At 35.1% G+C, this 13,670-nt stretch carries 13 protein-coding genes; 11 read left to right on the forward strand and 2 right to left on the reverse strand.

Annotation, left to right across the window (positions count from 1 at the left end; translation table 11 throughout):
• Nucleotides 1–45 precede the first annotated feature (45 nt).
• On the reverse strand, nucleotides 46–267 hold the full coding sequence (locus NST00_RS08185) for a DeoR family transcriptional regulator (protein WP_026018962.1): 222 nt from the start codon (nucleotides 265–267) through the stop codon (nucleotides 46–48).
• 292 nt (nucleotides 268–559) lie between these two features.
• Between NST00_RS08185 and pepV the strand changes: the two genes are divergently transcribed.
• The 5 genes from pepV to NST00_RS08210 all read left to right on the forward strand — a co-directional run bounded on the left by pepV (nucleotide 560) and on the right by NST00_RS08210 (nucleotide 5,770).
• A complete protein-coding gene (gene pepV / locus NST00_RS08190) occupies nucleotides 560–1,951 on the forward strand; it encodes a dipeptidase PepV (RefSeq protein WP_340709844.1) in 1,392 nt (463 codons plus the stop codon).
• Nucleotides 1,952–1,964: 13 nt separating this feature from the next.
• Entirely contained in the window at nucleotides 1,965–2,816 is an 852-nt protein-coding gene (gene dat / locus NST00_RS08195; RefSeq protein WP_016837063.1) for a D-amino-acid transaminase, read from the forward strand.
• 161 nt (nucleotides 2,817–2,977) lie between these two features.
• Nucleotides 2,978–3,955, forward strand: coding sequence for a nuclease-related domain-containing protein (locus tag NST00_RS08200; protein WP_340709845.1), 978 nt, complete (start codon nucleotides 2,978–2,980; stop codon nucleotides 3,953–3,955).
• Between the two features lie 204 nt (nucleotides 3,956–4,159).
• Complete coding sequence (gene trmB / locus NST00_RS08205) at nucleotides 4,160–4,807, forward strand: tRNA (guanosine(46)-N7)-methyltransferase TrmB (protein WP_168411930.1); 648 nt, start codon at nucleotides 4,160–4,162, stop codon at nucleotides 4,805–4,807.
• Nucleotides 4,808–4,909: 102 nt separating this feature from the next.
• On the forward strand, nucleotides 4,910–5,770 hold the full coding sequence (locus NST00_RS08210; protein ID WP_016837066.1) for a YtnP family quorum-quenching lactonase: 861 nt from the start codon (nucleotides 4,910–4,912) through the stop codon (nucleotides 5,768–5,770).
• A 45-nt stretch (nucleotides 5,771–5,815) separates the two neighbouring features.
• Here the strand turns inward: NST00_RS08210 and NST00_RS08215 are convergent, their stop codons facing one another.
• A complete protein-coding gene (locus NST00_RS08215) occupies nucleotides 5,816–6,130 on the reverse strand; it encodes a hypothetical protein (RefSeq protein WP_339288213.1) in 315 nt (104 codons plus the stop codon).
• Between the two features lie 233 nt (nucleotides 6,131–6,363).
• On the opposite strand from NST00_RS08215, the gene NST00_RS08220 reads away from it, so the two are divergent.
• The 6 genes from NST00_RS08220 to NST00_RS08245 all read left to right on the forward strand — a co-directional run bounded on the left by NST00_RS08220 (nucleotide 6,364) and on the right by NST00_RS08245 (nucleotide 13,611).
• On the forward strand, nucleotides 6,364–7,437 hold the full coding sequence (locus tag NST00_RS08220) for a M42 family metallopeptidase (protein WP_339288215.1): 1,074 nt from the start codon (nucleotides 6,364–6,366) through the stop codon (nucleotides 7,435–7,437).
• Nucleotides 7,438–7,652: 215 nt separating this feature from the next.
• The gene (locus NST00_RS08225) at nucleotides 7,653–8,174 is read left to right on the forward strand and encodes a DUF84 family protein (protein ID WP_168411928.1); all 522 of its coding nucleotides are present in this window, start codon (nucleotides 7,653–7,655) and stop codon (nucleotides 8,172–8,174) included.
• A gap of 110 nt (nucleotides 8,175–8,284) precedes the next feature.
• Entirely contained in the window at nucleotides 8,285–8,800 is a 516-nt protein-coding gene (locus tag NST00_RS08230; protein WP_016837070.1) for a hypothetical protein, read from the forward strand.
• Nucleotides 8,801–8,911: 111 nt separating this feature from the next.
• Complete coding sequence (locus NST00_RS08235; RefSeq protein WP_016837071.1) at nucleotides 8,912–9,727, forward strand: DUF1444 domain-containing protein; 816 nt, start codon at nucleotides 8,912–8,914, stop codon at nucleotides 9,725–9,727.
• A complete protein-coding gene (gene ytpR / locus NST00_RS08240) occupies nucleotides 9,724–10,341 on the forward strand; it encodes a YtpR family tRNA-binding protein (protein WP_016837072.1) in 618 nt (205 codons plus the stop codon). Before NST00_RS08235 ends, ytpR begins: the two co-directional genes overlap by 4 nt.
• A gap of 228 nt (nucleotides 10,342–10,569) precedes the next feature.
• A complete protein-coding gene (locus tag NST00_RS08245) occupies nucleotides 10,570–13,611 on the forward strand; it encodes a DNA translocase FtsK (protein WP_340709846.1) in 3,042 nt (1,013 codons plus the stop codon).
• Nucleotides 13,612–13,670: the final 59 nt, after the last annotated feature.

The following is a 13,670-nucleotide window of genomic DNA, read 5'->3' on the forward strand; positions in this document are numbered from 1 at the left end:
ATTTTCTGTATGCAATAAAATATAGCATATATTGTATTTCTATCTCTATGAAGTTAATTTTACTTTTTTCTTCGTCGTTGTCCATTTGCCTCTACTTGGACTTTCTACCAAGTTGTTAAAGGCTAACACATTCAAATCTCTTTGAATGGTGCGAGGAGTGATGTTAAACTCTTCAACTAAATCCTGTGTAGTTACTGTTCCATTCTCCCGAATGTACAAGTACACGTCTTTAATGCGAGTTAGCATTCTATTTGTAGCGGGTTTCATATTCATGAACCACTCCTTCATCTTAATTCACATGGCAAAGACCAGCGGACGACTAACAAATGAATGAGAGGTCTAAATTTCTGCCCTAGACATCCCCTTTTCAGAATTTTTTGTCAAAAAATACATTTGACAGAATCATTATAGCAATAAACTATTAATTTTTCCACAATTCAAAACGATATAAAGATAATTTTTGTGTTTTATTATTCAAAGAATACGTTAATATAAAGGGTTTTATACCTTTCTAATTTTTTTTGAAACTCCTTAATTATTAATCAAAGAGGTGAAATACATGAACTTTTTGACATTAGCAGAACAAAGAAAAAACGAATTGATTGAAGGACTGCAGCAAATTATTCGAATTAAAAGTGTATTGGATGAGGAGAATAAAACAGAAGATGCACCATTTGGAAATGGACCTAAGAAGGCGTTAGAGTGGCTTCTTTCGAAAGCTTCAAAAGAAGGATTTAAAGTGAAAAATGTAGATCATTATGCAGGACACATTGAAATGGGAGAGGGAAGAGAAATTCTCGGTATTCTTTGTCATGTAGATGTTGTTCCAGCTGGTGATAATTGGACTTATCCACCATTTGAAGGGATCGTAAAAGACGGAAAGTTGTATGGACGTGGTGCCATTGATGATAAAGGACCGACAATGGCGGCTTATCTTGCTATGAAAATGGTGAAAGATGCCGGTATCCCACTGTCCAAACGGGTTCGCTTAATTATAGGTACTGATGAAGAATCAGGATTCCGGTGTGTTGAACATTACTTCAAAAAAGAAGAAATGCCTGATATAGGTTTTGCTCCAGATGCAGACTTTCCTCTCATCAATGCTGAAAAGGGAATTGCTGTAATTCAGTTTTCTCAAACGAGTCCTTTGTCTCATAATGAGCAACTCGTTTCCTTTAAATCAGGTGATCGACATAATATGGTTCCTGATTTTGCAAAAGCGATAGTAAAAAATGTTTCATCTGATTTTGAAAAAGAATTCTATGAATATTTTAAACAATTTAATGAAGAAGCATCTTTCACTAGAGAGGGTGAACAGGTTATAATAGCGGTAACAGGAAAATCTGCCCACGCAATGGAACCAGAAAAAGGAATAAATGCTGCAGTTTTGCTTGCGAAATTTTTAAAACAACATTTATCAACCGACGCAAGTAAAGCATTTATTTCTTTTATTGTCGATGCTTTTAGTGATGTATATGGGAAAGCTCTAGGTTTCGATTATATAGACGAAATGTCAGGACCAACAACATTGAATGCTGGAGTAGTTTCTTTTGATTCAGAAAGAGGAGGAAATATACTCGTCAGCATGCGTTATTCTGTCACTTATCCATATGAAGAAAAAATTCGAGAAGCCACAGAGCGTTTAACGAAATATCCTTTTAATTTAACAGTAATATCAAATTCAAGCCCTCATTACATTCCTGAAGATGATGAATTGATTCAAACATTGTTAAAAGTTTATCGACGATATACTGGCGATGAACCTAAACCACTATCAACCGGTGGCGGAACTTATGCAAGAGTGTTGAAAAAAGGGGTGGCATTCGGCAGTTTATTTCCTGGAGAACCTGATGTGGCTCATCAAAAAGATGAGTATGTTGTCATTGACAACTTAGTGAAGTCTGCTGCAATATATGCAGAAGCAATTATTGAATTAGCAGCGAAAAAATGAAGGATGTGGGAAAATGGGATACACTTTATGGAATGACCAAATTGTGAAAGATGAAGAAGTCAAAATTGATAAAGAAGATCGCGGTTATCAATTCGGTGATGGCGTATATGAAGTTGTGAAAGTATATAACGGTGAAATGTTTACTGTAAATGAACATATTGACCGATTATATGCATCAGCTGAAAAAATACGAATTACGATTCCATATACAAAGGATAAATTTCATCAATTGCTACATGAATTAGTGGAAAAAAATGAATTAAACACTGGGCATATTTATTTTCAAGTTACTCGCGGAACTTCGCCTCGTGCGCATCAATTCCCTGAGAATACTGTAAAACCAGTAATCATTGGTTATACGAAAGAAAATCCACGACCATTAGAAAATCTTGAAAAAGGTGTAAAAGCTACCTTTGTGGAAGATATCCGTTGGTTACGATGTGATATTAAATCATTGAACTTGCTTGGTGCAGTATTAGCAAAACAAGAAGCTCATGAAAAAGGCTGCTATGAAGCGATTCTACATCGAAATAATACAGTAACAGAAGGCTCTTCTTCAAATGTATTTGGAATAAAAGATGGTATATTGTATACGCATCCTGCAAACAATATGATTTTAAAAGGAATCACTCGCGACGTTGTCATAGCTTGTGCAAATGAAATTAATATGCCTGTAAAAGAAATTCCATTTACAACTCATGAAGCATTGAAAATGGATGAATTATTTGTAACAAGTACAACTTCTGAAATTACGCCGGTTATTGAAATAGATGGTAAGTTGATTCGAGATGGAAAAGTTGGAGAATGGACTCGTAAATTACAAAAACAATTTGAAACAAAAATTCCAAAACCGCTTCATATATAATCTGAATTGAGAATAGTTTGGTTTTGCTTTTAAACCACTAAAACAAAAGTATCCTCATACTTTGAGGGTACTTTTTTCATTTTTAAATGTGAGCGTTACTATGAATTTTTAAAGTAGTCATGTAAAATGAATTCGAGAGAGTATGTAGGAGAGTGTTTTCATTGGCTCAACTAATTAAACTACAGGATTATATTTCGAGATATCAAATTGATTTAACAAGATATCCAACACAATATGTCAGATTAAAAAGAACCCAATGGGAAAAGGTAAAACAACAATGGCTAACTGGAGAAGAACCATTATCTTGGGAACACATTGAAGAAGAACAATCGAACCGCTTCTCCTTTATAAAAAAATGGTTCAATCAAAAGCGAATAAAAGAACAAGAGGATATTGAATCTGTTGATGTCTCCCATGAAGCGATGTCGGATGAAGAAGGAGAGGTTGATGAAGAGTCCACTTTGTACTTTGAGCCACATATCGTTTATCATCCAGATAGTATTGAAGAGTTAAAACGTATGTTTCTTGATCAATTTTTCCATTTTCAAATAAAATGGGCGAGTTCAACGCTATTAGAAAAATCATATGTCGATCCTCGTTTTTTTAGAGACAGTTTTTTAAGAACAGTTCTTCAGCGTTTGCCTGATAATTATTTAGTATTTTACTATCCTGTTATTAAAATTAAAAAAGCGCCGATAGAACTAGATGTCATTATCTTAACACCGACCGAATGTTTATGTATCACGCTTGTGGAAGAAGAAGAGTCTGCTGTATATGTTGGTGACGGAGAACGATTCTGGACGAAAAAAGTAGGAAAAAGAAGTGAAAAAATGTTGAATCCGTTCATTCAATTAAATCGAATGGAAGCAATTGTGTCACAACTATTTAATAAGCATCAGGTAGATTTTCCGATTCGAAAAATATTGCTATCACGGAATGGCTATTTTGATTATTCGCTGACGCCTTTTAACGTTCAAATCATTGATAAGCGTGGGTATACAACGTGGTTACAGCAATTAAAATTCTCTCCATCTCCTTTGAAAAAAATGCAATTACAAGCGGCACATGCGATTTTGAATAATGTGGAGACAACTTCACATAGCCGCGATATTTTGAATACTCAAAATTTGGAGCAGTAAAATAAACAACTACTTATTCGTTGATATACATAAAGAAGAAAGTGTAATAAATAAGAGTATCTCTATTCCTGGAAAAATTAATTTCTTTATGAACGGTTGTAATTGTTACATAATAATTTATTCTATAAATAGAAAACAATTATTTTTAAAAAGCATAGTTTGCATACGTAAAATGAATGAACAACATAGAAAGTAGGGTATAAAGTGAGATTACGTAATAAACCATGGGCGCGAGAATTTATTCAACAACATCCTGAAATGGTGATTCCGAATCCCGAAGAATATAAAGGGAAGTGGAATGAGCTTTTTGGAAATGATCGTCCGCTGCATATTGAAGTCGGTTCTGGAAGAGGGCAATTTATTGTTGGCATGGCTCAAGCCAATCCAGAAATTAATTATATTGGAATCGAATTATTTGATAAAGTTATTGTAAAAGCATTACAAAAAGCGTTGGAAGCAGGTTCGCCTCCCAATTTGCGATTATTGAGAGTGAACGCTGAAGAATTGGAGAAAATTTTTCAAAAAAATGAGGTACATCGCGTTTACTTGAATTTCTCTGATCCTTGGCCAAAGAAACGGCATGCAAAACGTAGATTGACTCATGAAAAGTTTTTGAAAATCTATGAGTCGATTTTGATAGATGAAGGTGAAATCCACTTTAAAACAGATAACCGAGGGCTTTTTGAATATTCATTGGTATCAATGTCCCAATATGGCATGAAGTTGAAAGATGTTTCTTTAGATTTACATGCAAATGAACCAGAAGATAATATACGAACTGAGTATGAAGAAAAGTTTTCTTCATTAGGTCAGCCGATTTATCGATTAGAAGCTCAGTTTGTAAAGAAATAATTTTGATGATCTATTGAAACTTCCCTCACTATTTTTTGATAAATTCCAATTGAAGTTTCAATTGATTTCATAGACATTTTCATATTTTAGGGGGAGAAATGGATGGACAAACTACATTTTCACGATATGACATTGACATGGTTAGATGGTGGCGTAACGTCACTAGACGGGGGTGCCATGTTTGGGGTTGTTCCAAAACCACTATGGTCAAGAAAATACCCAGTAAACGAAAAAAATCAAATCGAACTAGCATGTGAACCAATTCTCATTCAATATAATGGAAAAAATTATATGATTGACAGCGGAATTGGAAATAAATTAAATGAAAAGCAAATCCGCAACTATGGTGTAACGGAACAGTCAAATATTGAAGAGAGCTTACAAAAATTAGGTATGACAGTTGAAGATATTGATGGAATCTTGATGACCCATATGCACTTTGATCATGCCAGTGGATTGACGAAATATGAAGGGGACCGATTGGTTTCCACTTTCCCAAAAGCCAAAATTTATGTTTCCCAAATTGAATGGGATGAAATGCGCAATCCGAATATTCGTTCAAAAGCAACGTACTGGGCGGAAAATTGGGAGCCAATTCAAGACCAAGTTGTTACTTTTACTGACTTTATTGAAGTTGCACCAGGAATTGAAATGATTCATACAGGCGGCCATAGTGACGGACATGCCATTGTGAAATTGAAGCAAAAAGGCGAAACGTTAATTCATATGGCGGACATTATGCCAACTCATGCCCATCAAAACCCTCTATGGGTAATGGCATATGATGATTATCCAATGACAAGCATTTTTGCTAAAGAGAAGCTATTAAAAGAAGCTTATACGAATGGATATAAATTTATTTTTTATCACGATGCGTATTATCGTATGGTACAGTGGGATGAATCAGGGAAAGACATAATTGATTCATTGAAAAGAAGTAAAGAAGCGAAAATTCAATTTTAAATAAAAAAGATGGGTTATCCCATCTTTTTTATTTTAAAGCATTGTTTATGCTTTCCTTAGTTCAACGATTACTCCTGAACGAGCATCCGCTGCAAATTCAAAGTTTTCCACTTCACCATCTAATACTCTTGAAATACCGCCTCGATAAACAGGGATTGTCATAACCCCGTTATAATAATTTTCAGGCTTCATATAAATCCATGAACCATCGATAGGGCTTTCTTTTCTAAATTCATCTTTAATATTTTCCAATACTTGATTTGCATTCATAAACGGTTGTATACGTTCTGAAGCTTCTTTTATAATGACTGCCGCAGCTAAACCTGTTGTTACACCTAACATAAAATCACGTAAATTCATTAACTTTTCCCTCCTAATTTCCATTTTATCATGAAATCATTTTTTCAGTCTTCTGAAAGCAGGATAAATCATTTTATTGAATATATACTCTTTTCTATAAATAACTTAGATTTCCCTTTTTTAAGGATCCAATTAAATAAATCTTTTCGTTTAGAACAAACCTTTCTTAATTTCCAACGTTTTCAATTGATTATGTTAAAATAGAACGAGTAAATAATGAGGGAGTGTTCCGAATGAATGAAGAGACTTTACAATTATTTAAAACATTGACGGAACTTCCAGGGGCACCTGGAAATGAGCATTCAGTGCGAGCATTTATGCGTTCAGAACTCGAAAAATATGCAGACGAAATTGTACAAGATAATTTAGGTGGAATTTTTGGCTTGCGCAAGTCGGAAGAAAAGGATGCGCCCAAAATTTTAGTAGCGGGTCATATGGATGAGGTAGCTTTTATGGTAACGAGCATTACCGACCGTGGAATGATTCGCTTTCAAACGTTAGGGGGCTGGAATAGTCAAGTATTGCTTGCGCAGCGAGTGATAATTTATACAAATGAACGAGAAATACCCGGAGTGATTGCATCTACTCCACCTCATTTATTGACAGAAGAACAACGTAAGAAACCAACGGATATTAAAGATATGCTCATTGATGTCGGAGCTGACAGTAAAGAAGATGTCATTAACATGGGGATACGTCCTGGACAATCCATTTTACCAGTTTGTCCATTTACAGTAATGGCCAATCCGAAAAAAATAATGGCAAAGGCTTGGGATAATCGATATGGTTGCGGACTAGCCATCGAACTTTTAAAGGAATTAAAAGATGAAAAAGTGGTCAATCATCTTTATTCTGGTGCCAATGTCATGGAAGAAGTAGGGCTACGAGGTGCACAAGTATCCTCTTACATGATTCAACCTGATTTATTTTTTGCATTAGATGCCTCTGCTGCAAATGATATGACAAGTGAAAAGGAATTCGGCCAGTTAGGTAAAGGCGTATTATTGCGAATATACGACCCGACGATGGTAACTCATCGCACATTGCGAGAATTTATATTAGACACTGCAGAATCCAACCAAATTCCTTATCAATATTTTGTATCACATGGTGGTACAGATGCTGGAAAAGTTCATACAATGAACGGCGGCATTCCAAGTGCGGTTATTGGCATTTGTTCTCGCTATATTCATACATCTGCATCCATAATTCATATTGACGATTATTTAGCTGCGAAAGAACTATTAGTTAAGCTAATTCGAACATTAGATCGTACGACTGTCGATACAATTCTTCAAAATCCTTAAAAAGATTTCTTTTTGTTCTATATAATGGGGAATTTGTCCAAATGAATTTCTATTTGTTGATATGAGCGAAAGGCGGCGGTGTTCCTGCCCTTTCGCTTCCCCATGTAGCGAAAATCAACAGTTTGTTGTTTCTGTAACATACCTGTAAAAACAATGTAATGAATTTCTATGAAATAACTAGAACATAATAAAGTAAAGAGAAATGAGGGTGCAACATGAAAGTAGCAATTGGAACACATAACCGTGCAAAAGTAAAAGCGGTGCAAAACGTAGTGAATACATATTTTGATGATATTGAATTTCTAGAAGTGGATGTTCCTTCAAATGTTTCATCCCAACCATTTTCTGATGAAGAAACCCGACAAGGCGCTATTAACCGTGCTTTAAATACGTTAGAAGCAACTGGGGCAGAATTGAATTTTGGTCTTGAAGGCGGAGTTCGTGAAATAGATGGAATCATGTATTGTTGCAATTGGGGTGCACTGGCATTAAAAAATGGTCAAGTTTTGACTGCAGCTGGAGCACAATTTATGTTGCCTGAAGAAATTGCAAAAAAACTACGCGCGGGAAAAGAGTTAGGTCCTATTATGGATGAGTATACGAATGAAAAAGATACGCGCCATCATAAAGGAGCAATTGGCGTATTAACAGCGAATTTGGTTGATCGTAAGGAAATGTTTGAACATATCGTTACATTATTGATTGGACAATATTTTTTTTTAAAAAAGGAGAAATAATGATAAAATTTTCCTATTTTTTATCTATTATTCTAAAATTAGACTTTAAGATTGCACTCTATTCGATATCCTACTAAAATGTAGTATGGGTAAAGGAAGTGAAATGAAAAATGAAAAAATGGTTACTATTAACCATTAGCTGTATATCGTTGCTTGGATTAGCCGGTTGTGGAAAATCCGTAGAAGAGCAAATCAATATAGGTGTAGCTAGTGCACAAACAGTATTTGAAGAATCGCCAAGAGAACCAAATAAAAAGATTGGACAAATCGAGTTATACTTGCCATCAGGATATAGCATAAAAGAAACAGATGATGAAAACAATTACATACTATCAAAAGGAAAAGATAAATATATTTTATTTGTGAATGTTAATGAAAAAGAAGATAGTCAGCTTCACTATGACTTATTGAAAAATAATTCAACGAAAAAAATAGTAAAAGAGCAACCAGTTGAACTAGATGGTGCTTTTGGATTTACAATGGTACTGGAACATGATGAAGGGCAATTCGAACTGATTGCTAGTAGCGGTGGTGTAAAAGTTTCTACGATATCCAATAATAAGCATATGGATAATAAGTTAGTAGAGATGATGTTAATTGCTCGTTCAGTAGAAGTACTGTACTAAAATTCATTCTAATCGACTGTCCAATGTTTCTTCTGATACAATAAATGTATGAAAATTAAAACGGTTCACTGAAGTGAGCCGTTTATTTGTGCACATAAGGAAGTGATTTTAGTGAAACCTGAGCAGCTTGTAGAAGAGTTAAAAAGACGATTAGGTATTGAAAGGTTTAATTACTCGTACAATCGCAAAGATAATAAACTACGTTTAGATCATAAAAATCTTGGAAAAGGAATGGATATTAATCTTCCTGAGATTATCGCAAAATATAATGAGAGAAAAGAACAAGCGTTAGAAGATGTAGTCTATACGATTGAACAGACTTTTATTGCGATGGAAAAAGAGCAAGCTGAAGAAATACATCAATTATCTAACATATTCCCGATTATTCGTTCCACTTCTTTCCCATTGAAATCGAAAGAGGGGCATCCCTTCATTACGTCAGATCACACGGCAGAAACCCGCATTTTTTATGCTTTGGATTTAGGTACAACTTATCGATTAATTGATGAGTCAATGCTTTCGAAATTAAATGCTACTGGTGAACAAATCCGGGAAATAGCCCGCTTTTCAGTAAAAAAGTTGTCAACGAATGTAAAAAAAGATGAAGTAGCAGGAAACATATTTTATTTTGTTAATGAAAACGATGGCTATGATGCGAGCCGCATATTAAATGAAACCTTTTTAAAAGAGATGAGGGAAAAAATTAAAGGAGATATGACAATTTCCGTTCCTCATCAAGACGTGCTAATCATTGGGGATATTCGAAATGAAACAGGTTATGATGTGCTAGCCCAAATGACGATGCATTTCTTTTCAATTGGCCGTGTACCAATTACATCACTATCCTTCGTATATGATAATGGAGAACTGACGCCGATTTTCATATTAGCAAAAAATCGAATAAAAAAGGAGACGAAAGATCAATGATTGTAGCGTACAATAAAGAACATGTTGGCGATGTTTTATTAGTTCAACTTACAACTGAGGAAGTTGTAACCCCATCAGTAGAGCGAGTAGGGGATGTAGCTCTTATCAAAGAAAAAACAACTGGTGAAGTGAAAGGGTTTAATTTATTTAATGCAAGTAAATATGTTGAATTGAATGTGAATGGTAATGTGGAAGTAACAGAGGAGCTTGTTCAAAAAATCCAATCTGCATTAAATAAAAATAATGTTGAGGTAACTATAAACGTTGACTTGTCACCAAAATTTGTTGTCGGATATGTGGAAGAGAAGGAAAAACATCCAAATGCAGATAAGCTTAGTGTTTGTAAAGTCAATGTAGGGGATGAAGTATTACAAATCGTTTGTGGAGCACCAAATGTTGAAGCAGGTCAAAAAGTGGTAGTTGCCAAAATTGGCGCGGTTATGCCTTCAGGAATGGTAATTAAACCTTCTCAATTACGTGGTGTAGATTCTTATGGCATGATTTGTTCAGCTAGAGAATTAGCAATTCCAAATGCTCCTCAAGAAAAAGGTATATTAGTTTTAGAAGAGGACGCTGAAATTGGTTCAGCATTTCAAATCCCTTCTACACTCTAAACATGGTTAGGACAATTTGTCCTAGCCTTTTTTAATTGAATGTTATTGTAATGTAAAGAATCTGCAATAAAACTTATGGTATTCTTTAGTGGCGAATACATAGTTCAAATGCATGAATTCGCTTACCAATACATATATGAAAGATGTAATTCTATAAAGAATGTAGCTTCATTACCGATTATTATCATATAATTATAAAAGGTATGATGTTAGAAAGAGTGATGATCGATGAATTGGCTCAAACGTACATTGAATAAGTTGTTATTTAAAGACGAAGTTGAAGATGAATATGACTATTATAAAGAAGATGAGTGGCAAGAACCTATATACGAAAAGAAAGAACAAAATCGAGCGAAATTTCGATTTCCATTAATCCCTGACGAAGAATTACAAGCGTCGGACCAGACCCCTCATCAACCAAAGTCTTATAATGATTTTATTTCAAATATCGAACCTCAACATCATAAAAATTCACTTGTATATGATGTGGAAGTGTCAAGAATCCATGAACTGTTAGAAATGCGAAAACAAAATAAGAAAAAAACAACAAGTGTCAGTTATGATATTACGTCCCGACGTAATGAGCGTTTAATTGAGAAAACAATTAAAAGAGAACCTATACAAAAGGAACAACCAATTGTAAAAGAAAAAAGTCAACCACAACCAAGCCGAAAAAGATTTATTCCTACCGATGTACCTTCACCGGTGTATGGATTTCAGAAACGTAAGCCAATAAGTGCTTTGTATACTAATACACAAGAACAAACTGAACAGAAATTTGAGATGAATGCTGAAAAAGAAATTTCTCTTGAACAGTCGAAAGAAATAATTATAGCATCAGAAGAAGTAGCGAGCACTACTGTTGTTGAAGAGATTGACAAAAAGCTAGAACAAGTGAAGGAAGAAGTAGAACAATTCATCCATCAATCAAAAGAAGGATTTTCGATTACAATTGAAGAGGCAAGAAAGACAAAAGAATATGATGAAGAAAAATTAGTTCAGAATGATGGAGATGTACATCTAATAGTTGATAAAGAGAAAGAATTTTCTAATGAACCTCTAATCCTTACAGAACCAATAGCAGAAGAAGCTCATATAATTGAAAATAATCATGGAAAAGCGATAGAAGCAACTGACGATATAGAATCAGTTGCAACGAGTGAGGTTAACAAACAATTTGCATTAGGGTATAGAGAGAATGTGGAACCAACTGTTAAAAGTTCTTTACTTCAAGCGAATACGTTATTAGAAGCAAAACATGATGAAGACTTACAAGAGCAAATCGAGAAGGAACAAAATGAACCGTTGAACCTTCATGAAGATATTACTTGTGAAACGGGTGAACAAATAGAGGAAACACAACATACTGTCGATAAAGATGAATTCAATTCGATAAATGAAGTAGAGAGCATAAATCATTCCAATTTCCAAAATGAATATGAAACAAGCGATTCGTTGAAAGAGGATGAAGCAAATGGTCTTCAACAAATCTCTGAATCGCACCGTTTAGAATCGGTATTGAACGAAGCACAACTTTTCAACAATCAAAATAGAATTGAAGATTTATTAAATGTACAAAAGGAAGTAGAAGAACCACTTACCGATGATATTCAAATGGAGTTATCTAATAATAGTGAGATAAATGAGCCGGCTTTAGAAGAAGAACTCTCAAATGAATCGCATCCAATTACACAAGAACAACCTAAGAAAAAACCAATACCATTTAATGTCATCATGTTAAAGTCTGATAAAGAAAAATTAGCAAAAAAACAGCAAGTGCAAAAAAAGGAGACAAACGACTTAAAGGAATCCCAACCAATTGAAATTCCTGAACAATTGGAGAAGAATCAAATTGAATATAAATATATGAAGCCGCCTTTAGAATATTTGGCACCACCGGAAGAATCGACAGAAGATCGGGAATGGATGGAACGTCAGGCGGAAACGCTTGTGGAAGCACTTTCTTATTTCCAAGTCAATGCGAATGTTGAATCCATTATGCAAGGGCCAGCTGTTACGCAGTTTGAAATCACAGTAAGTCATGGGACGAAAGTAAGCAAGATTCGAAATCTTGCAGATGATTTAAAGCTTGCTTTAGCTGCGAAAGATATACGCATACAGGCACCGATTCCAGGGAAAAACACCATTGGAATTGAAATTCCAAACCGCATTTCACGTGCAGTTCGACTATCTGAAGTCGTAAATAGTGAAAGTTTCTTACAATCGGAATCGCCTCTTGAAGCAGCCCTTGGATTAGATTTAACTGGTAAACCAGTAACGATTGACTTGCGTAAAATGCCTCATGGATTGATTGCTGGCGCAACTGGTTCGGGAAAATCTGTGTGCATTAATTCTATCTTAGTTAGCCTGTTATTAAAGGCAGAACCAAGTGAATTGAAATTAATGTTAATCGATCCGAAAGTGGTGGAACTTGCACCGTTTAATCACATTCCGCATCTCGTCAGTCCAGTCATTACGGATGTGAAAGCAGCAACCGCAGCACTGAAGTGGGCGGTAGATGAGATGGAACGAAGATATCAACTGTTTGCCCATGCAGGTGTAAGAGACTTACCTCGATATAACAAACTTGTTGAACAAGAGGGGAAAAATAGTTTAAAACTGCCATATATATTAATCGTTATCGACGAGTTAGCCGATTTAATGATGATGGCTCCACAAGATGTGGAAGAATCCATTTGCCGAATTGCTCAAAAAGCGAGGGCTTGTGGAATTCATTTAATCGTTGCCACACAAAGACCGTCCGTTGATGTCATAACAGGATTAATAAAATCAAATATCCCAACTCGTATTGCTTTCTCTGTATCTTCCCAAATCGACTCAAGAACAATTTTGGACAGTCAAGGAGCGGAACGCTTACTTGGCCGAGGCGATATGCTTTATTTAGGAAACGGGATGACAGACCCTATTCGATTGCAAGGTACTTATGTTACGGATGATGAGATTGAAGAAATTATCGAGCATGTGAAAGAGCAAGGAGAGCCTGAGTATCTCTTTGAACAAGAAGAATTGCTTAAAAAAGTAGAGATGATTGAAGAACAAGATGAATTGTTCGAAGACGTTTGCCGCTTTGTGTATGAACAGGGTTCCGCATCAACATCTTCTATTCAGAGAAAATATCACATCGGATACAACCGAGCTGCCCGCTTAATTGAAATGCTTGAAAGTTACGGATTTGTATCTGAACAAAAAGGAAGTAAACCTAGGGAAGTGTATATTACAGAATCAGATTTAGCGGAATTATTCGATTGATTTCCCAAAGCGCATCCGTATGAAAAAGAGGGGCCCGCCCCCTCTCAATTTTTTTCAAG

The organism is Ureibacillus sp. FSL K6-0165 (assembly GCF_038004285.1).
GTDB lineage: Bacteria > Bacillota > Bacilli > Bacillales_A > Planococcaceae > Ureibacillus > Ureibacillus thermosphaericus.

Excerpts from the sequence above, each read along its gene's own strand:
- NST00_RS08220 (WP_339288215.1), top strand. The coding sequence starts at position 6,364 with ATGAATGAAGAGACTTTACAATTATTTAAAACATTGACGGAACTTCCA.
- pepV (WP_340709844.1), top strand. The coding sequence starts at position 560 with ATGAACTTTTTGACATTAGCAGAACAAAGAAAAAACGAATTGATTGAA.
- NST00_RS08210 (WP_016837066.1), top strand. The coding sequence starts at position 4,910 with ATGGACAAACTACATTTTCACGATATGACATTGACATGGTTAGATGGT.
- dat (WP_016837063.1), top strand. The coding sequence starts at position 1,965 with ATGGGATACACTTTATGGAATGACCAAATTGTGAAAGATGAAGAAGTC.
- NST00_RS08225 (WP_168411928.1), top strand. The coding sequence starts at position 7,653 with ATGAAAGTAGCAATTGGAACACATAACCGTGCAAAAGTAAAAGCGGTG.
- NST00_RS08230 (WP_016837070.1), top strand. The coding sequence starts at position 8,285 with ATGAAAAAATGGTTACTATTAACCATTAGCTGTATATCGTTGCTTGGA.
- ytpR (WP_016837072.1), top strand. The coding sequence starts at position 9,724 with ATGATTGTAGCGTACAATAAAGAACATGTTGGCGATGTTTTATTAGTT.
- NST00_RS08215 (WP_339288213.1), bottom strand. The coding sequence starts at position 6,130 with ATGAATTTACGTGATTTTATGTTAGGTGTAACAACAGGTTTAGCTGCG.
- NST00_RS08245 (WP_340709846.1), top strand. The coding sequence starts at position 10,570 with ATGAATTGGCTCAAACGTACATTGAATAAGTTGTTATTTAAAGACGAA.
- NST00_RS08185 (WP_026018962.1), bottom strand. The coding sequence starts at position 267 with ATGAAACCCGCTACAAATAGAATGCTAACTCGCATTAAAGACGTGTAC.